This window comes from Shewanella seohaensis (assembly GCF_023283775.1).
Lineage (GTDB): Bacteria > Pseudomonadota > Gammaproteobacteria > Enterobacterales > Shewanellaceae > Shewanella > Shewanella seohaensis.
Genome location: NZ_JAKILE010000004.1, coordinates 307,741 through 328,876, shown reverse-complemented (window position 1 = coordinate 328,876; position 21,136 = coordinate 307,741). Strand labels below are relative to the sequence as shown.

The following is a 21,136-nucleotide window of genomic DNA, read 5'->3' as shown; positions in this document are numbered from 1 at the left end:
CGCGAGCAGGCAAAACTGCAATGGGTCTAATCGGGAATTGCCGTGTGTAGCTGCGCTTAATGGATTTTTAGCTAGGTTAACGGATTGATTATCTAAAGTATTGCGCCGGGGTGATGCCAGTATATTGTTTAAAAAAGCTGATAAAGGCGCTGTCGCTGGAAAACTGTAAGTTAAATCCTACCTGCGCCACCGAGGCGCCCGCAGCTAATTGCTCAATAGCTGAGAGCAAGCGCCATTGCTGCCGCCACGCCTGATAAGCCATGCCCGTTTCGTTGCTAAAGATACGGCTGATGGTGCGTTCGCTGGCGCCGATTTCAATGGCCATGTCCTGCAAGCTGGCAGGTTTTTTTTGCTGTTGTTGCAATTGCTTAAGCCAAGTTTGTAGCCGTTTGTCCTTGGGCAGGGGTAAGCTTAAATTCTGTGCATCTGCATGGAGTAACTCTTCAATCAGCAGGGCAAAGGCATTGTGCTGGCTGTCTCTGGGTTTGTCCCAAGGCCAAAAGGACATAGTGTCGATTAACGCTTTGAGTAATGGATTCACATGGAAAATCGTGACTTTATCCGGCAAAGACGCCACGGTTTCAGGCTCAAAGTAGAGTGAACGATAGGCGACAACATCACGCATTGTGACTTGGTGTACGACGCCAGCGGGCAGCCAAGCTGCACGGGTTGGCGGCAATACGACTTGAGTATCGGCTAAGGTAAACCGCATACATCCCGCCGATGAGTAGAGCAGCTGAGCCTTGCGATGCTGATGTACGCCTGAGTCATGTTCGCCAATTTCGGCGGCAATGCCTATCACTAGGTTGTCTAAGGCATCGGGATTAAATTGCTGCTCGGGTTGAATAAAGGCCATATTGTCTTATTTTTGATGTTTTTTGTCTAAGTGTCGTTAATTGTCACTTAGGTATCCTATCTATACTGCGCCCTCTTTGACAAGTATGGAGCGCCGTTTTGGTTTATCGGTTAACACTGAAAGGCTAAAACGTACCTAAAAATCATGAAAATAAAACCACCACTCTGGCTGTGCGTGCTGTTGATGATGTTTCCGCAAATTATGGAAACCATCTATAGCCCGGCTTTGCCTAATATTGCGGAAAACTTTGCGGTGTCTGTTGCCAGCGCCTCGCAAACCTTATCCGTGTACTTTATCGCCTTTGCTGTGGGCGTATTTTGCTGGGGGCGTTTAGCCGACATCATTGGTCGCCGCAACGCCATGCTTGCGGGATTAGTCTGTTATGCCATTGGTTCAGCCTTCGCGTTGATGATTAGTGACTTTACCCTATTGTTGCTGGCGCGCGTATTATCGGCCTTTGGTGCGGCAGTGGGGTCTGTCATTACTCAAACCATGATGCGTGACAGTTACAGCGGGGAGGAATTGGCCAAAGTCTTTTCGGTGATGGGCATGTCTCTTGGGATCAGTCCCATTATCGGATTGCTATTGGGGAGTCTCCTCAGTGCTTATTGGGGGTATCAAGGTGTGTTTGTCGCCCTGATGGCTTCGGCAATTGTGTTGTTGTTTTTGTCGTTAAAGTCTTTGCCCGAAACGAGGCCTGCACATACCCAAAAAATCGCGATAGTTGAGTTAGCTATCAAGATGCTTACCGACAGCGGGATAATTAAAAACACCTTGCTGGTGGCCTCATTTAACTTGATGTGGTTTAGCTACTTTTCATTAGCGCCATTTATGTTTGAGGCGCAAGGGTTGTCGACGCTTGCCTTCGGGATGAGTGGGTTGTTATTGGGCTTTGGCGCATTCCTTGGCAGTTATTTTAATAAACTATTACTAGGCAGAGGTTACTCCAGTGCGCTATTAGTGCGGTTAGCAAGCTTTATTGCACTATTCGGAGGACTCGGTATTTGGCTCATCCAACCGACTGACATTGGCGTGAATAATGTTTACTTCTTACTACCCATGCTGTTGATTGTGATTGCTTATGGGATAGCGATTCCGAACATACTCAGCTCGGCGCTGGCAAACTACCGCGCTTATGCAGGTTCTGCGGGTGCGCTGTTTGGACTGTTTTATTACATTCTGTTGGGGCTAGGTTTAGGCGCTGCAGGCATGGTAAGCCATCTTGGGGGCGTGATTAGCTTCGCGGCGCTGCTTTGTGTGGGGCTTGGTTTGACGAGCTTGACTAACTTGACTAACTTGACGAGCTTGACTGGGCGCAGAGGGAGCGGTTCTCAGACTTAAATAAAAAAGCCAAGGGGCAATGACTCCCTTGGCTTTATGGTTTTAACAAACATCCTATGCCGTTTAGTTTTACTGTATCGCGCTAGGCTTTGGCTGTTTGTTCCTGTTGTTTAGCCGCCTCTTGCGCTGCTAATTCTTGAGCCGCTAATTCTTGCGCTTTGATGGCCGCCTCGAGTTTCGCCTCAACATAACCCGGTGAATGGGTCGCGGCCGAGATTAAGCGGTACATAGCCGGGATCACGAACAGGGTCACAAAGGTGGCAAAGGCCATACCGAAGAACACTACAGTACCTACGGCAATCCGGCTTTCAGAGCCTGCGCCCGATGAGAAGATCAGCGGCACAGCACCTACTAAGGTGGTGAAAGCTGTCATCAGAATGGGGCGTAAGCGACGAGTCGAAGCGTCGATAATGGCTTTGTCTAAGGCTAAACCTCGGTCACGCAATTGGTTGGCAAACTCGACGATTAAGATACCGTTTTTAGTCACCATACCAATCAACATGATCATCCCAATCTGGCTATAGATGTTAATGCCTTGACTGGTAATCAACAGGCCAAGGAAGCCACCGAATACCCCCATAGGCACGGTAAACATCACCACTAAGGGGTTGATAAAGCTTTCAAATTGCGCCGCCAAAACCAGATAAGCCACTAGGAGCGCTAAACCGAACACGATTAAGATGCTGCTCTGGTTTTCTTTAAAGTCCTTAGATTCGCCGGTATAACCGATGGAAATATCCTTAGGTAATAGCTCAATCGCCTTATTATCTAAAAACTTCAAGGCTTCACCCAAAGTGTAGCCTTTACTGATGTTGGCCTTAAGGGTGATCGATTTTTGCTTATTGGTATGGCTAAGTTTTTGTGCCGATGCGACTTCTTCGATATGGGTTAGGGTATCGAGCGTCACTAATTCGCCCTTGGCCGAGCGCATATAGATTTGGCTTAAATCGCCGACGTTGTTAAAGCTGTTTTCATCGCCGCGCAGATACACATCGTACTCTTCACCTCGGTCGACATAGGTTGTTTCTTTACGACCGCCGAGCATCACTTCTAAGGTTTGCGAGACTTCATCGACGCTGATCCCAAGCTCCGCCGCCCGTTCTTTATCGACGGTGACGATAAGCTCTGGCGTGGTTTCGGCATAATCTAAGTCCGCGCCTTCCATCATAGGACTGGCATTGGCTTCTTCTTTTAATACCTGCGCCCATTTAAACAGCTCGGCGTAATCTGAGCCGCCGAGGACGAATTGTACTGGCTCACTCGATTGGCCCCTAAAGCCTGGCATCATAGGGCGAACCATCACGTCGGGAATATCTTTTAAGGCGTTGCTGATAATGCCAAGGGCTTGCTGCGCCGTGACATGGCGATGTTCCCAGTCCTCTAACTGCATGATCACAAAGCCAGTTTGATCGCCAGCGCGGCCACCGAAGGCTGGGGCTTGAACGCTAAAAGAACGTAACACGCCTTGGCCGAGCAGGGGCATCAGTCGGTCTTCGACTATGTCCATGTTCGCCGTCATACGGTTATAGCTGGTGCCTTCGGCGCCTTTTACGAAGGCGAACAGTACGCCGCGGTCTTCCTGCGGTGCTAACTGTGAGGGCACTTGTTGCATTAACCAGGCACTGCCGCCAACGCAGGCGAGGATCACCAGTGGCGCCAACCATTTAAAACGGATCGCCTGAGTCACGCCAACACGGTAAACCTTTTCCATGCGGGCAAAACCACTGTCGACGAAACGGTTAAAACGGTTCGGTTTAACATTGGCTTTAAGCAGTTTGCTACTCAGTACTGGCGTCAGCGTCAGGGCGATAAGTGAAGAAAACAGCACGGATACTGCCAGCATCACCGAGAACTCGGTAAAGAGTAAACCGACCATGCCCTCCATAAAGGAAATCGGCAGGAACACCATGACTAACACGGCTGTGGTGGCCACAACCGCAAAGCCCACTTCCCGCGTGCCTTTGTAAGCGGCGAGTAGTGGCTCTTCACCGCGCTCAATATGGTGGAAGATGTTCTCTACCACGACGATGGCATCGTCAACGACAAGACCGATGGCGAGAATTAATGCCATCAGCGTCAATAGGTTAATCGAGTAGCCGAACATGTTGGCGGCAATAAAGGCCGAAATGAGCGACACAGGTACTGTCACCGCAGGGATGAGGGTCGCTCTGGCTTGGCCGATAAAGATGTACAGCACTAATACCACAAGGGCGCCAGTCACATAGAGGGTGTTGTATACCTCGTTAATTGAGCGGTCGATAAAGACGGTCGAGTCAAAGTCCACCACAAGGCTTGTGCCTTCGGGGAGAAAATCTTGAATTCTATCGACTTCTTTATGGACTTCCTGCGCCACAATCAAAGGGTTCGCATCGGACTGAGTGATAACGCCTAAGCTTAAGTTAACGATACCATCGCTCTTAAAGGTGGAGTTTTCGTTCTGGGCACCAACGGCCACATCCGCCACATCCTTTAGATAGATAGGCGTGCCATCGCTGGCGGTGCGAACCACTAAATAGTCAAAATCCTTCGGGGTGTAATAGAGTCGCTTAGTGCGCACCGACATCACAGTGGTATCGTTACGTACTTGACCGCCTGGGGTTTCGACGTTTTCTTTACGCAGTGCGTTAATAATGTCGGTGACTGTGACATTGCGTCCCGCCATTTGCTCGGGTCTGAGCTTAACGTACATCACCTTGTACAAACCGCCCGAGATGCTGATGGAACTCACGCCGCTGATGAGGCTAAATCTGTCTTCTAATACGCGCTGGGCGTAATCGGTCAGCTGAGTTCTGTCCATTACGCTGGAGCTTAAGTTGACATAGACAGAGGGTTCGCCAGAGCCATTGTCCTTAGAGACCACTGGATCGTTGGCATCTTCAGGCAGGCGGCGCTGGGCACGGGCCACGGCGTCACGCACATCACTCACGCCTTCGGTTAAGTTCCAACCGAGGAGGAATTTTACTGTGATCCGCGAGCTGCCATTACGGGTGGTTGAGGTGATTTCATCGATGCCGCTGATCCCCGTGAGTTCATCCTCGAGGGTCTTAGTGATTTGGCTCTCCATAATCGCGGCCGAAGCACCAGAGTAGCTGGTACTGACGGTCACCACTGGGCTTTCGACATCGGGCATTTCCCGTACCGACAGTTTAGTGAAGGACACTAAACCAAAGACGCACAACAATAAGCTTAAAACGATCGCGACGACGGGGCGCTTAACGGAAACATCGGACAGCCACATTATTTCGTCTCCGCGGTGTTGACGTCTGATTTAGCGGCAGGACCTTGAGTCTTGTTATTGGCTTCGAGCACGACTTCATTGATCTTTAAGCCATCGCGCATGTTCACTAGCCCTTGCACTACCACTTTGTCGCCAATCTTGAGGCCAGAATCGATAAGCACTTGATCACCCACGCGGGCGCCTAAAACCACTTCGGTGCGATGGGCGATTTTATCCTCGCCAACCACATACACGTAGCGCTTAGTGCCTGAATATTCTAAGGCTTGTACTGGCACAATTGGGGCGGAAATCGGTGGGAAGGTGATGGTCGATGACATCATCATGCCGGGCTTTAAGCGGTTTTTCGCGTTTTCAAATTGCACGCGGATCTTCAAGTTTAAGGTTTCTTCATTGACGCGGGGATCGATGGCAACCACTTTGCCGATAAAGGTTTCCCCCGGCCAGGCGCGGCTGGTTGCCGATACTGGCATACCAATGCTCAGCTGTGACAGAAAATGTTCGGGGACTTGCAGGTCGAGTCGCATGCTGGATAAATCATCCAAGGTCATCAGCTCAGTGCCTATGCTGACCATTTTACCTTCGCTGAAATTAATCAGACCGGTTTTGCCAGCAAAGGGGGCAATCAGCGAATGGTAATGTAAATCCGCCTGCGCCGAGGCGAGTCGTGCTCTGGCGATATCGACGCTGGCCTTTTGCGCATCGATTTCGGTTTGGGTGATGGCATTGCGGCTGATGAGTTTTTCAAATTCCCTGAGTTTACGGGTTTCATCATTTAAAAAGGCATTGGCTTCGGCCACTGCGGCTTGGGCTTTCATATCGTCGAGTTCGATAAGTAGCTGGCCCTTTTTGACCGCTTGGTTTGATGTCACTGCGATTTGCTTAATTTTTCCTGTGACTTGCGGCGCAATGACCACAGCGCGATCGGCGGCGAGTTTACCTATGAGTGAAATCGATTGTGCCAGCGGATGTTCAATCACTTCTCCGGTTACCACAGGTACAGTGCGCATTAAATGGGGTGCGCTTTCGGGTTTGGCCGCTTGCAGTACATCACTAAAACTCACAGCGGCGGCAACCGCAGCGACTAAGGCAATGGCTATTATGGTTTTTTTCATTGGAATGATTATCTCGCACAAAGACGGTTAACAGGCGTACGCACTAATGGCGCTATTCTAGTGAATAACCGTCATCAGGTGGGTAAAAGTTTGTAAAGTTAAGCACTCGAAAGTGAAAGAAATTGTGTTTTGTGTCGAGATACCCCATGGCAATCTCATCCGTCCCGTTCGAAGTGGCTAAGATAGCCGAGTTATCTTGCTAAGGATGTGCTTGTGTTCGTATTTTCTCTATCGGATCTAAGCTGGATTGAATTTGCGGATATTGGCTTAAAATCGCGTCAAGGCGGCCATCCTGGGCCATGCTTTCAAGGCCTTTATTAAACTCATCGACTAAGGTGGCCTGATCGGCAACCGCTAACGATACCCCTAAATGGAATACCTCAGTTGCTATGGGGTCGCCAACTTGTTCAAGGGCATTAAGATACTCATCGCCATGTTGCTTGATTAAATATTGGGCAAGATTGTAACCAATCAGCACTAAGTCGATGCGTTTTAGAAACAATTTCTTAAGATTCATCTCATCGGAATTGCCTTCCTCTGTGGTTAGCCCAGCTGCGGCAATCTCGGGCGGATTGGCGTAGCCGCGACCAATGCCTATGGTGAAGGGCTTAAGCTCACTCAATTGACTAAAATGTAAGGGGTTATCTTTACGTTTAAAGAAAACTATCTGTACGGCTTGTATGGGATCGGAATAGTGCGCCCATTGCTCACGTTCTTTGCGATACCAAAGGCCAATAATGCCATCGGCTTGGCCGGTTTTGACTAGCAAGGCTGCCCGCGCGAAGGGATAGAATTTTACACTGGCATGGTAGCCGCGACGTTTAAAGGCTTCTTTGACGACGAGAGCGACGCCGCCTTGATCGGCTAACTCACTGGTATAAAAGGGAGGATAGTTAGTTGCGACCAGTGTTAACTCTCGCCCCGCTAAACTGGGTGCGGATAATCCTAAGAGCTGTAATACAAGGCTAATCTTGATTAGCGACTTGAAACCCATACTTATCCTTTAAATATACAGAGCCACTTTGCTGAGTATAGGGGCAGTTTAGGCCTTGAGCGGGAATTTTGTGTAATGGTTCCGCTGTGTTGAAAACGGTGGAAGCGAATGGTGGCAACAGCGATGACTAAACTGGATGTGGCTCTTTAACTAAAGGGGAAGTGAAGTTATTGCTTTGACCAATAAATAGGGCTTATGGGGAAAGCCCATAAGCCCTTAATCATCTTGCTCTGTGCTTATCTTCGAGTTGTGCTTATTTTAAAGTTTGCTCTTGTTTAACGCGCTACTGGTATTTAAAGCTTTACCTGTTCACCTTGGTACAGACCACGGGTGAGCTTGTCTTGATCTATCAGTAATAGCTCGCCAGATTGACCATTCTTAATGCTGCTATCAATCGCAATGATTTTATTATGATAAAGCCCAAGAACCCGATCCTGCGAGGTGTGGCCAACTATGATGTGGTCAACCTTAAAGTAGTTAAGGATCTGGTCAATCTCTTGTTCGTTAAGCGCGTCTTTAAAATAGCCACGGTACCAAGTCGGGCCGTTGGTGAAGAACAGGAAATTCAGCAGATCGTTTTGTTTTAAATCTTCTTTTTTATCGTCTAAATGTTGGCGGAATAACTGATTGGCATCACTGATATTGAGTTTACGCTCGACCCATTCAGGGCTTATTCCGCCGTGCATAAACAGCAGATTATTGATTTTCACCAGCGTGTTTTTACTGCGAAGCCAACGGCCGATTTCGGTGTCTTTGTTGTAGAGCGCATCATAGCTGCGATTGAGTAATTCCGCCGAGGTTTGATAGCGCTCATTCACATAACGTAAGTCGCCGCGAAACACCATTTGCTCGTGGTTGCCCATGAGTAAATGTAATCGACCACCGGCGGCTTGGGCTTGCTTATCTAACTCATATAAAAACCACAGAACTTCGTTAACTTGATGACCGCGGTCGAACATATCGCCCGTCATCACCATATGGCCATCACCAAAGGCCCAACGATTTTGGTCATCGATAATTTTGTGCGCCTTGAGCAAGTTAATCATCACATCAAATTGGCCATGCACATCGCTCAGGGCCACAATTTTACCCGCGTGGGTATAAGTGTCGGCTTCAACTTGAGGCGCTTCGCTATGACGTAAGGGCTGTGGCAAGTTGCCGCAATCATTTGGGCGAGCCAATTGATTGTTTGCGATAGGGGTTTGTTTTAACTGACTCTGGCAGATCCAATAGGCGGTATTTTCTTGCCCTTGATTGAGAAACACATAGGGGCCATCTGTGACCGGGGAGCTTGGCTCTGCACTATAACTGGCAACGGAAAATAAGCTGAGCAGGGAGAATAAGACTCCCTGAGCGGCGAGCGTGAGACGTTTTGGGGTTGATTCGGACGAATACACATCCTGCGATGGGCTGTTGGCATGGGGGAGGCCAGATTCAGAGACTAAGTGCATTCGATGTTCCTTATATCGTTTTACGCCGCCTATTTAGGGGTGGTTAGCATAATGTTAATAATTAGATGCAGCAAGGGGCATAAAGATGGGATATTTTCATGATGGACTCACTGAATGCCCAAAATACCGCTAAAGGGATAGCGATAATTGAGCATCGAAATCGGATAGCAAGATAGAGAGTTGAAATGGCCTGATCATATTTTACGCATATTTAAATGCGTTATTTTGGAATTGATTTTAAACGGGAGGTATACGGTTACTTTTAAATAAATTATTTCTGAAACCTTTTAAATGATGACTTTTAAGTGATTATTTTTAGTGCGCATCATTGTGATCTTGTTGATACATATTTATCAGTTTAAATAGTTTTGTTTATTTATTGCCAAAGAAGTGTTGATAATGGTAAAAGTCAGTTCGTGTTACCTAATGCTATGATTTTACTGGTTTCCATTCGGTAATGGTGTTGGTCGTTATGGCATCGGCTTTATTGTTAATCTGTGGATTAATAATAAGGCGCTAGGTGAAAGTGTTTTTATCTAAATAACAGATATGCGTACTGTATGATTCCGTCTTTATTAACATGCCAGCCTAATAATAGGGTGGCGTCCTCCCTTGCTCGTGTTTCTTCACTGATATCCCTGAACGCTCGACCACAAAACGTTCGCCATACGTTAACGTCAGTCATTTCTCTTATTCTGTCGAGTGTAATTGTGAGTGCGGCCAGTTTATTTATGGCGCCGACTCACGCCGATGACACAGAGCTTTATGTTTTCGAAGCGTCCGCCCGTAATGGCTCGCGTCCGCAGGTGCTGATTATTTTCGACAACTCGGGCAGCATGAGCAGTCTCGCCTATGATGTCGAGGCGCCCTACGAGAATAAGCGCGATGTAAATTATGCCCAATCGGGTAATTTATTCTATAGCCGAGGCTCATCGGAAAACGAGGCTGCGCCCAACCCTAATTCAGGGCGGGAAAAACGTAAGTTCAAAGGAAATCTCAATGGCTGCGAAAGCTCATGGGAATATCTGAATCGTTACGGCACCTTTACGGGGTTCTTTAGGGAATATGGTTTTTCGGGAAGCTCGGGGTCTTGGAGAGAGTTTTCAGAGCTTAACGGCAGTTCCATTTCAGCCGTCGACTGTTTTGAGGATATTCAGGAAAACAAGTTCGGTAACGCTACAGGCGAAGCTCAAGGTTTACCCGTGGATAGCCTAGGGACGGCGAGCAAACCGGTTCGTTACACTAAAGCCAGTATTAACTCGTCAGACAGTGTAAAGTCCGCGGCCAAGGCGAAGGCGGAAAAGACCGCGTTTGGTACTGGTAAAGTGGTTACCGTCTATACCGAAGATTACTTAAACTGGCTGCATGGTCCTAAAACTAGGGTCAATAAAACGCGACTGGCCTTGGCTAAAGATGCGATTGAAAGTGTGATTTTAACCACGCCGGGTGTGGATTTTGGTCTAGCGATTTTCAATATGAATGGCCCCTATGATGGGCAGCGTGACGGTGGGCGGATTATCTCTGGAATTAAGCCGATGTCCGCTGCAGCTAAAATTGATCTGCTCAAAGGGGTTAATGGCATTAACTATGCTCAAAATACTCCCTTATGCGAAACCCTCTATGAGGCGTACCGCTATTTCGGCGGGCAGAGTCAGTATTTTGGTGACGACGACAGCGATTACCATTATTACGACCGCTGGGGGCGCTATCAGGGGACTTACCAAGCGAACGTCAACCCTTTTACCGATCCCAATGCATTGGTAAAGTTTACAAATAACTATAACTCGCCCTTCAAACCTTGCCAAAACGACGCCTATATCATCTATATCACCGATGGTGAACCCACCTTGGATAACGCGGCCGATGGTTTGGTGGAGCAGTTAACCAAAGGTGAGGGAAAACATACCTCAAGCCTCGTCAGTTACCTCAGTGCACTTTCGGGCTGGATGAGAAACGAAGACGTCAATCCTAATTCAGCGGGTAAACAAACCGTTAGAACCTTTACCATTGGTTTTAGTGAAGGTGCTGCAAGTGCCGAACATTTGCTGAAACAGACCGCCGAAAATGGCGGCGGTAAGTATTTCGATGCGACCGATGCCAGTAAATTACGCTCTTCATTACAAACGGCCCTGAACAATATCCTCGAAAAAAATGCCAGCTTTACCTCTCCCTCGGTGGCAAGTAATAACTTTAACCGAACACAAACCTTTGATTCCGCTTATTACTCTATGTTTTTGCCGAACAAAGGACCGAGATGGTTAGGCAATATCAAGAAATTCAAAGTCACCAGTAGTGGTGATGTTGTCGATAGTAAAGGCAACAATGCGATAGGCGAAGATGGCAACATCAAAGCCGAGGCCTGTTCCTATTGGACCTCGGCCGAAGAGTGCGGTGCGAGTGGCGATGGTAACGATGTGAAGCGGGGTGGTGTGCTAGGAGCAATGCAGCAGGCGAGCAGTCGCACCTTGTACAGTAATTTAGGCACGGGATTAAGTCCGTTTACCCTGTCGAATGCTTCTCGCAAAGCGGGGGGCGATGCACATTTGGCCTTGTATATGGGGGTCGATGAAACTGAGCTTAGCGAGCATTTTGATTGGGCCAAGGGCATCGATGTCGATAATGACAAGAATCAGGACCTCAGTGCCGCGAGTGGCGCAACCCCCAATTGGCGCGCCGATATTATGGGGGATGCTTTACATTCCAAACCCTTAGCACTCAATTTTGGCTCTGAAGACAAGCCCGATATTCGGATTATCGTGGGGACTAACCATGGGTTCCTGCATATGTTCAAGGATGAAGGCGATAGCGTGTCTGAGACTTGGGGTTTTATCCCCTATGAGTTACTGCCGAATTTCCGCGATCTGAAGGCAAACGCGCCAACGGGCGTGCACTCGGTATACGGTATTGATGGCTCGCCAGTCGCTTACACCAAAATGCAGGGCAAACGTATTGAAAAAGCATGGCTCTTTGTGGGGATGCGCCGTGGGGGAAATGCTTATTATGCCCTCGATATCACCTCCCCTGATAATCCTACTTTTATGTGGAGGATTGATGCTAGTTCTCCGGGAATGGGCGAGTTGGGTCAATCCTGGTCGACGCCTGTCGTCACCACGATTCCGAGTGCCACTGGGGATAAACCTGTGCTCATCTTCGGTGCGGGATATACCCCCGCGACCAAGGATGGCGCCGAGATTGGCAGCGACGATAGCCAAGGCCGAGGTGTGTTTATTGTCGATGCCGAAACGGGCGCATTAATCCATCAATTTGGTGGCAGTGGCGCAAACACCCAACTGCCGGGGATTGCCAACAGTATTCCGAGCAGCGTTGCCGTGTTAGACGGTAATGGCGATGGCCGAACGGATAGGATCTATGCCACAGACACACAAGGGAATGTGTGGCGAATGGATATGCCTTCTGCAAATACCTCGACCTGGTCGGGATTTAAATTTGCCGCATTAGGGGATAGGAGTTCGGTGGCAAGTGACAGACGATTCTTCTCCGGCCCCACGGTCGCGCAGACCATTATCACCAATACCTTCGAGTTGACTCAGGTGGTCAACGGAAAATCGACCAAGACAGTGACGAAGCAGAATATTCCCTACGATGCCGTAGTGGTGGGTAGTGGTCACAGGGCAAAACCTAACGATGTGTCCCGTTCGGATATGTTTTTTGCCTTGCAAGATAGGAATGTTGTGACCCAATCATTCCAAGGTAAGTCTAATCAAAAGCCAGTGCCGAGTGCCTTAACCTTAAGTGATTTATACGATGTGACTACGGCGGCGCCAAGCAACCAAGCTAGTGAAATCGCCTTTGGCAAAAAACGGGGTTGGTACTATCAGTTCCCTCTGAAAGGTCAAAAGAGCCTTTCGTCTGCAATTATTGTTGGCGGTGCTGTCCAGTTTACTAGCTTTGCGCCTGGCAGTGATGCTTCGGAGGACCAATGTTTAAGTTCGGGTAGGGGATTTCTTCATAAGAGAAATTTACAGAAGGGAACAAATGGTTACAGAACCGATTTTTTATATGCCGGTGAACTGGTTTTGGATACGCCACAATTGGTCATCCCCCCCGCTGCGCCGTCCGATGACCCGAATGCTAAAGCTCCTACGCAGGATATGTTTTTGATTGGGATTGGTAATGCGGTGCCTGAGGAGGCGACCTGCGAGAGTGGTAATCCTAAGTGTATCGGCAGTTGGCCAAAGGCTCGTAAGATTTACTATTACGTAGATCAATGATGCAAAGCCTTAATAAATCAAGATGAGTGATAGCTTAATGATGAAATATGGTGCCATTTTTTTGTTGCTGTTATGGGGGCTTCAATGGCCTGCAATGGCGGCAGAAAAAGAGAAACGACAGGATTACAAATGCTATTTAGAAACGAATCAAGGAGCTAAGTTGATGCGTTTCTCCTGGTTTGAATCTAAAGCTGAGCAGTATCAACTGTCTTTACCCGGAACAAAATTACCCCGTTTACCACAGGATAAGCCGATAGCACTCTATGTTAAGACGGTGCTGGAATGCGTGAAAAAGACGGAGAGTTTTACCCTTGAAGAGGCCAAACAGGCCGAGCTTGCTCCTGAAAATCAAGGTTAACCGATTATCTAAGTCTTTAAAAAGATTTAGATAATCGCTTTGTGCTCAGGACTAAAATATTACGCCTTAGGTAGTAAACTTCCTAAGGCGTATGCTTTTAAGCACCAACTTGATAAGAAAGCTGCCGATTAGGATAGCTGCTCATTCAGATATTCAAGCCACTTCGAGGGTTGACCGTAAAAGCGGCTGTGATTGAGAAGCTTTAAGTGACCTTCACTGGTCTCTAGCGCCACGGAGGGAAAACCTTGTGCGCCGAGCTGATTCATTAATGCCCGCGAAGCAACGATATGTTGATAAAGGGCTTCTTCATTTTCGGCGTATTCTTGGGCAAAGGCGGCGCTATCTATGCCCAATTTTTCCGCTAAAAGATGCAGGTTATTTTCATCGCTTGCGCACTGGCCATCACGATAATGGCCGAGCTGCATCGCATGTAAGTAGGCTAAATCATTGCCACCTAAGGCAGTCACTGCGAGTAACGCCCTGATGGGCAGCGCCGAATCCAATAGGATACTCGTGTCACGCAATAGGCCTTCGTAGTAGTTTTCACCAAAGACTTGTCCGGTTAGTGCGGCAATACGTTGATCATGGGGCATGACATAGTCGCGCCATTGATTATCAATCTGTTTGCGTCTTGGCCCTGTGAGCATGCCGCCTGCGTGGAGTTTGATGCTAAATCCGGCAGCGGCTGCGGCATCAAACAGTGGTGCGGCGGCATAACACCAACCGCACAGAGGGTCGATAATGGCGTGTAAAACGGCCTGTGGATCTTCATTGGTATTCATGGGGACTTCCTATAAAACGGGCTGAACTGAACTGAACTGAACTGAACTGAGCTTTGGCTTTTGCTTGAGTGCTAAGCAAGGCTTACATCAGAGTGAATGGGGCAGGGAATACCGTGCCCCGATGCGCTTACATGGGCCAGCGCATTTCGCCCATAATCACTTTGGCGCTGATCTCAAGGCCCACATCGCTAGGGATTGGTGGGTAGAGTGCGAGCATCTTGGCAATTAAGTCCGTAGAATTTTTTGCTGTTTTTGCCGCATTTTCAAAGGCATGAATATAGTCGCGGGTAAAGCTAATCGCGCGCTGATCAAATCTTGCCTTGCCAAGATAATGGCCAGGGATCACTGTTTCGGGGGAGAGGGCGCTCATTTTATCCAAATGGGCTAACCAAGCCTGGCGAGACTCGATACTTTGGGTATCAGCTATCCAAACATGGGTATTATCAAATACTTCAACTCCGCCAGTGATGGTCTTAGCCGAAGGTACCCACAGGAAGGTATGCTTAGGATGAGCATCCTCTAGACCTTCAATCAGCACTTGTTCGCCGTCGATACTAAAGCTATTGGTTGTCACCACCTTTGGCAACACTAATTGGCTCGGCGCATTGTCCTTTAAAATCGGTCCCCAGTAGGCGAGTTTGCCTTCCATCGAGGCTTTAATATCATCGACCGTGGTTTGGGTGGCGACGATTTCTACCTCGGGGAAGTTTTGCTTAATCACATCCAACCCAAAGTAAAAGTCTGGATCGCTGTGGCTGATATAAACCAAGGTGAGTTTTTTACCGCTGGCCTTAATGGTATCCACTAAGGTCTGGGCATCATTTTTTTGGAACTGAGCATCGACCAGCATCATTTCATGCTCGCCACTGATAAAGCTGGAGGACACGGCAAAGATGCTGTTTTCACCCGGATTAAAATGGCTCACTTGCAAAGGTGCGGCCTGCGCCGTAGCCATTCCTGCCACAAGCATTGCAGCGGCGAATTGGGGTTTGAAGCTGGCTAAGCTTAGGTTATTCAATAGTGTCATTTCAGTTCTCACTTATTCATTCAAATAGGCATTCGGTGATTTGCACTGCTGCAAAAGTGAGCTTAGTTTAGGTTGCAAAAAACGTTAGATAAACACGGAAAATTGCGCTTATTTGTTGCATAATTCGGATGAAGTGGCGTTGAAAGCCGGGAATCTAGTGCAAGCTAATCAACAAGGGGCGAATAAACCATGGATAGACTCGAAGCGGCAAAGGTGTTTGTGACTATTGTCGAACGAGGGAGCATGATTGGCGCCGCCGAGGCGTTAGATATGTCGCGCTCCATGGTGACCCGTTACTTGGCCGAGATGGAAGAATGGTCAGGCGCCCGTTTATTGCACCGCTCTACGAGACGTTTGAGCCTGACCGATGCGGGTGAACAGGTGCTCGATTATTGTCAGCGTTTACTTGAGTTGGCGCAGGAAGTCCCCGCCGTCAGTCATGCTCAGAGTGCCCAGCCCCGAGGGCTACTGCGGATCAGCTGCTCGCAATTTATGGCGCATTTACTCCTCCCCAGCGTCGTACGTCCTTATTTAGCCCAATACCCGCAGGCGAGTGTGAACTTTCATGTGACGAGTCAAACCGTTGATTTAGTGGCTGAACGTATCGATCTTGCCATTCGTATCACCAACGAACTCGACCCTACGCTTATCGCCAGACGTTTAGGCGAGTGTGAGTCTGTGGTGTGCTCGGCACCGAGTTATCTTGCCAGCCATTCGGCCATCACGCATCCCGAGGATTTAACTCGGCATAACTGCCTAACCTATTCCTACTTTGGCGATGTGATGTGGCGATTCACTCAAACGCCTATCGCCGCGAAGGCAACGTCAACGCAGGAAGTCGGGCAGATATTCAATATTCCGGTGAAGGGCAACCTAAGTGCCAATGACTCTATGGTGGTGCTAAATGCCACCTTGGCGGGGGAGGGAATTGCCATGCAGCCCCTGTGGGCGGCTAAACCGCACCTCGATTCGGGGGCATTAGTGCCATTGCTGCGGGAATTTAAACCTCAATCCCTAGGCGTGTACGGGGTGTATCAATCCCGCAAACATATGCAGCCCGCATTAAGGGTGATGATGGATATGCTAGTGCAGCATTTTAATGGGGCAATTTAAGGGTGTGATCTTGAATGCGCAACTTGCGCTTGCATCTCTATGAGATAACGGTGACAGGGTTGCGTTGTTCGTTCGACTTTGTCCCTCGGTTTACGTCACTTTGTAATCGTTAATCAACCCAAGCTCCTTCCTTCGATTTATATTTTGCGCCAGACGCTTAAACCCCATTGCGGCGATTTTCTGTTCAGCTATATTGGTTGGGATATTTTTGTTTTAAATGTGCAACTTAGGTCCCATCCTCCCTTGCTGAGCAGACGATATGAGCGAAGATATTAAAGATCACAAAGAAATTACCCGCGCGAATATTCGCGTCAATGCCCAGCTCGATGTGCCCTTTTTGGCGATGAACACCCTAGCGGCCATCATCGCCAGCTACGGACTCTTGGCCAACAGCGCTGCGGTGGTCATTGGCGCCATGATTGTCGCTATGTTGTTTTCCCCCATTTTAGGCTTGGCATTAGGACTGGTTGAAGGGGAAAAGTTGCTAGTTCGCCATGCCATTAAAAGTTTGATTGTGGGGAGTATTCTGGTTTATTTCACCGCCTTTTTAATTGGCTTTCTGCATTCCGATATTCCCATCACGCCGGAGATCATGGCGAGAACGGCGCCGAACTTTCTCGATTTAATGGTCGCGTTTGCGGGCGGTGCAGCGGGCGCCTATGCGACTATTTCGCCGCGGTTAAGTACTTCCTTTGTGGGGGTAGCGATTGCTACCGCATTAGTGCCGCCCCTGTGTGCATCGGCGATATTGCTAGGTCATGGGAATTTTGAACTCGCCCGTGGTGCCTTCTTACTGACGTTTACCAACATAGTCGCCATCCAATTTGTGTCCTCCGTGGTGCTGTGGTTGAACGGTTTCCACGGATTTTATTTTTGGCAAAAAAGCTCGCTGTGGGAGTTGCTGAAACGTAACTTCATAACATTGATTCTGTTGGTTATTTTGGTTATTGCCCTCAGCGTGAATCTGCATAATGTGGTGGCAAGGCAATTGTATGAGAGCAAAGTGACTCGCATTGTGAGTGAGCAGCTACTCAAGTTCCCCAATATGCGGTTGATTAAAGTCGGCATTGAGGAAGAGGCGAGTCAATGGATAGTGCGGGTCACGGTTGGCGGCATTAAAAAACCAGATGCCAGCTTTGTACGACTACTTGAGAGTGAGTTGACGCAGACGGGGCAAGTAAAACCGGCGACCGTGCGCGTACGTTACTTTCCGGTCGATGTGATTGACCGCGATGGTGATGTAAAAGCGATTCAGGAACAGGATTAGTCGGCATAACCTTTTGTGCATAAAAGAAAAGCCCCACAATTGCGGGGCTTTTTATGTAGCTGTAAACGCATCGCGCTTATTTAGTCATACGCTTGTATTTTAAGCGGTGTGGCTCAACCACATCGGCACCATAGGTGTTCTTCAACCACGCCGAGTATTCGGTGTAGTTACCTTCGTAGAAGTTCACTTGGCCTTCGTCGCGGTAGTCCAGAATATGGGTCGCGATACGGTCTAAGAACCAACGGTCGTGCGAGATCACCATAGCGCAACCTGGGAATTCGAGAATCGCTTCTTCCAGTGCGCGCAGGGTTTCAACGTCTAAGTCGTTGGTAGGTTCGTCGAGGAGCAGTACGTTACCGCCAGCCTGTAGCAGTTTAGCTAAGTGAACACGGTTGCGCTCACCGCCCGACAGTGTGCCAATCACCTTTTGCTGATCCGCACCACGGAAGTTGAAGCGGCCCACATAGGCTCGGCTTGGGATTTCCATGTTGTTGATACGCATGATGTCTTGACCACCGGAAATTTCTTGCCAAATGGTGTTCTTGTCATTCATCGAGTCACGGAACTGTTCAACCGACGCCAGTTGCACGGTTTCACCCAGTTCGATGGTGCCGCTATCAGGCTGCTCGCTGCCAGACAGCATGCGGAACAGGGTCGATTTACCTGCACCGTTGGCACCGATAATACCGACGATCGCGCCCTTAGGAATGGAGAACGACAGGTTATCGATCAGAACGCGGTCACCGTAGGATTTGGTTAAGTTCTTCACTTCGATGACTTTATCACCTAAACGCGGTCCGGGCGGAATAAACAGCTCGTTGGTTTCGTTACGTTTTTGGTAATCAGTGGTGTTCAGCTCTTCGAAGCGCGCCATACGGGCTTTGCCCTTAGACTGACGACCTTTCGCGCCTTGGCGAACCCATTCTAATTCTTTCGCAATGGTCTTTTGACGCGCGCTTTCTGCGGCAGATTCCTGCTTCAAGCGGGCATCTTTTTGCTCAAGCCATGAAGAGTAGTTGCCTTCCCATGGGATACCCTCACCACGGTCAAGTTCTAAAATCCAGCCAGCAGCATTGTCGAGGAAGTAACGGTCGTGGGTAATCGCCACTACGGTACCCGAGTATTCCTGCAGGAAGTGCTCGAGCCAAGCGACTGATTCGGCGTCCAAGTGGTTGGTGGGTTCGTCGAGTAGCAGCATTTCTGGCTTTTCCAGCAGCAGACGACAAATTGCCACACGGCGGCGCTCACCACCCGATAAGACTTCAATCTTTTCATCCCAATCTGGCAGACGCAGCGCATTCGCCGCACGCTCAAGGATGTTGTCCAGATTATGGGCGTCCTGTGCCTGAATGATGGCTTCGAGTTCACCTTGCTCTTTGGCAAGTGCGTCGAAGTCTGCATCGGGATCGGCGTAAGCCGCATAGACTTCGTCTAAGCGTTTGAGGGCATTTTTGGCTTCAGAAACCGCTTCTTCAATCGCTTCACGCACGGTTTGCGTCGGATCGAGTTTCGGTTCTTGCGGCAGATAACCAATCTTCAGCCCTGGCATTGGGCGCGCTTCACCCTCAATCTCGGTATCGATACCGGCCATGATGCGCAGTAGGGTGGATTTACCTGAACCGTTAAGACCTAACACACCGATCTTAGCGCCGGGGAAAAAGCTTAAGGAAATGTCTTTAAGGATCTGCTTCTTAGGAGGAACAACCTTGCCCACCCGCAGCATGCTGTAAACAAACTGAGCCATTTTTCTGCATCTATAAGTGACTAATGATGCGGCTAATTCTACTCGATTGCGCGCCGAACTCAACTCGGCATTGAGGCGAGTTCAAGGTAAAACTGTAGGATTTTCATGTTTCAGAGACTGGGATTGTCGGCTCGTTACGAGTAGAATACCGCGCAACCCTACCTACAAGAATTGGCAGCTGGAGTAAGCAATGCTGAAAAAAGATATGAATATCGCAGATTATGATCCGGAACTGTTCAACGCAATTCAGAACGAAACTCTGCGTCAAGAAGAGCATATTGAGCTGATTGCTTCTGAAAACTACACCAGTCCACGCGTGATGCAAGCGCAAGGTTCACAATTAACCAACAAGTACGCCGAAGGTTACCCTGGCAAGCGTTACTACGGTGGTTGTGAGTATGTGGACGTAGTTGAAACCTTAGCGATTGAGCGTGCAAAACAACTGTTTGGTGCGACTTACGCAAACGTACAACCTCACTCAGGTTCTCAAGCAAACAGCGCCGTTTACATGGCATTGTTAAAACCAGGCGATACCGTTTTAGGTATGAACCTCGCTCACGGTGGTCACTTGACCCACGGTTCGCCAGTAAACTTCTCCGGTAGACTGTACAACATCATTCCTTACGGCATCGATGAATCAGGTAAGATCGACTATGACGAAATGGAACGTCTGGCGGTTGAACATAAGCCTAAGATGATGATCGGTGGTTTCTCTGCTTACTCAGGCATCGTTGACTGGGCAAGAATGCGTGAAATCGCAGACAAAATCGGTGCTTACCTGTTTGTCGACATGGCGCACGTTGCGGGTCTTATCGCCGCGGGTGTGTATCCAAACCCTGTGCCACACGCGCACGTTGTGACCTCAACTACTCACAAGACCTTAGCCGGTCCTCGTGGCGGTATCATTCTGTCTGCTGCAGATGATGAAGAGTTATACAAAAAGCTGAACTCTGCGGTATTCCCAGGCGGTCAAGGCGGTCCTTTGATGCACGTTATCGCGGGTAAAGCGGTAGCCTTCAAAGAAGCTTTAGAGCCAGAGTTCAAAGCTTACCAACAACAAGTGGTTAAGAACGCTAAAGCCATGGTTGAAGTGTTCTTAGAGCGCGGTTACAAGATCGTTTCTGGCGGTACTGACAACCACTTAATGCTAGTGGACTTAATCGGTCGCGACCTGACGGGTAAAGAAGCCGACGCCGCTTTAGGTAGCGCGAACATCACAGTAAACAAAAACTCTGTGCCAAATGACCCACGTTCTCCATTCGTGACCTCTGGCGTGCGTATCGGTACGCCTGCGATTACTCGCCGCGGCTTTAAAGAAGCTGAAGCGAAAGAGTTAACCAGTTGGATCTGTGACATCCTCGACGATGCTCACAACCCAGCGGTTATCGAGCGCGTAAAAGGCCAAGTATTGGCACTGTGCGCCCGTTTCCCTGTTTACGGTTAATTCGTTAATTTATCTGAATATGACGGCTGAGTTCACAACTGCTTAGGGTGTTACTCTCAGGTGGTTAACCTCAGCCGATAAATAGGATAAAATCCCATGGCCGCATTAAGCGGCCATTTTTATTGCTAAAATCTTAGACTTAAACCCGCTCGGTTTAAGCGAGAAACAGCGAAAGCC

General features: G+C 48.8%; 14 protein-coding genes. 6 read left to right on the top strand and 8 right to left on the bottom strand.

What is annotated here, in order from left to right:
- Positions 1 to 88 precede the first annotated feature (88 nt).
- Complete coding sequence (locus L2713_RS06975) at positions 89 to 856, bottom strand: AraC family transcriptional regulator (protein WP_248967391.1); 768 nt, start codon at positions 854 to 856, stop codon at positions 89 to 91.
- A gap of 144 nt (positions 857 to 1,000) precedes the next feature.
- On the opposite strand from L2713_RS06975, the gene L2713_RS06970 reads away from it, so the two are divergent.
- Positions 1,001 to 2,197: a multidrug effflux MFS transporter gene (locus L2713_RS06970; RefSeq protein WP_248967390.1), complete on the top strand. Its 1,197-nt coding sequence runs from the start codon at positions 1,001 to 1,003 to the stop codon at positions 2,195 to 2,197.
- An 82-nt stretch (positions 2,198 to 2,279) separates the two neighbouring features.
- Here L2713_RS06970 and L2713_RS06965 read toward each other — a convergent pair whose 3' ends face one another.
- The 4 genes from L2713_RS06965 to L2713_RS06950 all read right to left on the bottom strand — a co-directional run bounded on the left by L2713_RS06965 (position 2,280) and on the right by L2713_RS06950 (position 8,992).
- Positions 2,280 to 5,435: a multidrug efflux RND transporter permease subunit gene (locus L2713_RS06965; RefSeq protein ID WP_248967389.1), complete on the bottom strand. Its 3,156-nt coding sequence runs from the start codon at positions 5,433 to 5,435 to the stop codon at positions 2,280 to 2,282.
- A complete protein-coding gene (locus L2713_RS06960) occupies positions 5,435 to 6,547 on the bottom strand; it encodes an efflux RND transporter periplasmic adaptor subunit (RefSeq protein WP_248967388.1) in 1,113 nt (370 codons plus the stop codon). Before L2713_RS06960 ends, L2713_RS06965 begins: the two co-directional genes overlap by 1 nt.
- A gap of 199 nt (positions 6,548 to 6,746) precedes the next feature.
- Complete coding sequence (locus tag L2713_RS06955) at positions 6,747 to 7,541, bottom strand: substrate-binding periplasmic protein (protein WP_109287371.1); 795 nt, start codon at positions 7,539 to 7,541, stop codon at positions 6,747 to 6,749.
- Positions 7,542 to 7,834: 293 nt separating this feature from the next.
- Positions 7,835 to 8,992, bottom strand: a complete 1,158-nt coding sequence (locus tag L2713_RS06950; protein ID WP_248967387.1) for a metallophosphoesterase — start codon at positions 8,990 to 8,992, stop codon at positions 7,835 to 7,837.
- A gap of 560 nt (positions 8,993 to 9,552) precedes the next feature.
- Between L2713_RS06950 and L2713_RS06945 the strand changes: the two genes are divergently transcribed.
- Both L2713_RS06945 and L2713_RS06940 read left to right on the top strand, forming a co-directional pair.
- Positions 9,553 to 13,224, top strand: a complete 3,672-nt coding sequence (locus L2713_RS06945) for a pilus assembly protein (RefSeq protein WP_248967386.1) — start codon at positions 9,553 to 9,555, stop codon at positions 13,222 to 13,224.
- Between the two features lie 22 nt (positions 13,225 to 13,246).
- On the top strand, positions 13,247 to 13,582 hold the full coding sequence (locus tag L2713_RS06940) for a TapY2 family type IVa secretion system protein (RefSeq protein ID WP_086904354.1): 336 nt from the start codon (positions 13,247 to 13,249) through the stop codon (positions 13,580 to 13,582).
- 128 nt (positions 13,583 to 13,710) lie between these two features.
- On the opposite strand, the gene L2713_RS06935 is transcribed toward L2713_RS06940, so the two are convergent.
- Positions 13,711 to 14,364: a DsbA family protein gene (locus tag L2713_RS06935; protein ID WP_248967385.1), complete on the bottom strand. Its 654-nt coding sequence runs from the start codon at positions 14,362 to 14,364 to the stop codon at positions 13,711 to 13,713.
- 127 nt (positions 14,365 to 14,491) lie between these two features.
- Positions 14,492 to 15,391, bottom strand: a complete 900-nt coding sequence (locus tag L2713_RS06930; RefSeq protein WP_248967384.1) for an MBL fold metallo-hydrolase — start codon at positions 15,389 to 15,391, stop codon at positions 14,492 to 14,494.
- A gap of 189 nt (positions 15,392 to 15,580) precedes the next feature.
- Here L2713_RS06930 and L2713_RS06925 point away from each other — a divergent pair, with 189 nt between their 5' ends.
- Together L2713_RS06925 and L2713_RS06920 are read left to right on the top strand one after the other, a co-directional pair.
- Positions 15,581 to 16,504 carry a LysR family transcriptional regulator gene (locus tag L2713_RS06925; protein ID WP_248967383.1) on the top strand — a complete coding sequence of 308 codons (924 nt, stop codon included), beginning with the start codon at positions 15,581 to 15,583 and terminating at the stop codon, positions 16,502 to 16,504.
- A 259-nt stretch (positions 16,505 to 16,763) separates the two neighbouring features.
- Positions 16,764 to 17,771, top strand: coding sequence for a TIGR00341 family protein (locus tag L2713_RS06920; protein ID WP_248967382.1), 1,008 nt, complete (start codon positions 16,764 to 16,766; stop codon positions 17,769 to 17,771).
- A 76-nt stretch (positions 17,772 to 17,847) separates the two neighbouring features.
- Here L2713_RS06920 and ettA read toward each other — a convergent pair whose 3' ends face one another.
- The gene (ettA, locus tag L2713_RS06915; protein ID WP_011621884.1) at positions 17,848 to 19,515 is read right to left on the bottom strand and encodes an energy-dependent translational throttle protein EttA; all 1,668 of its coding nucleotides are present in this window, start codon (positions 19,513 to 19,515) and stop codon (positions 17,848 to 17,850) included.
- A gap of 190 nt (positions 19,516 to 19,705) precedes the next feature.
- Between ettA and glyA the strand changes: the two genes are divergently transcribed.
- Positions 19,706 to 20,959: a serine hydroxymethyltransferase gene (glyA, locus tag L2713_RS06910; RefSeq protein WP_069454448.1), complete on the top strand. Its 1,254-nt coding sequence runs from the start codon at positions 19,706 to 19,708 to the stop codon at positions 20,957 to 20,959.
- The last annotated feature ends 177 nt before the right edge of the window (positions 20,960 to 21,136 follow it).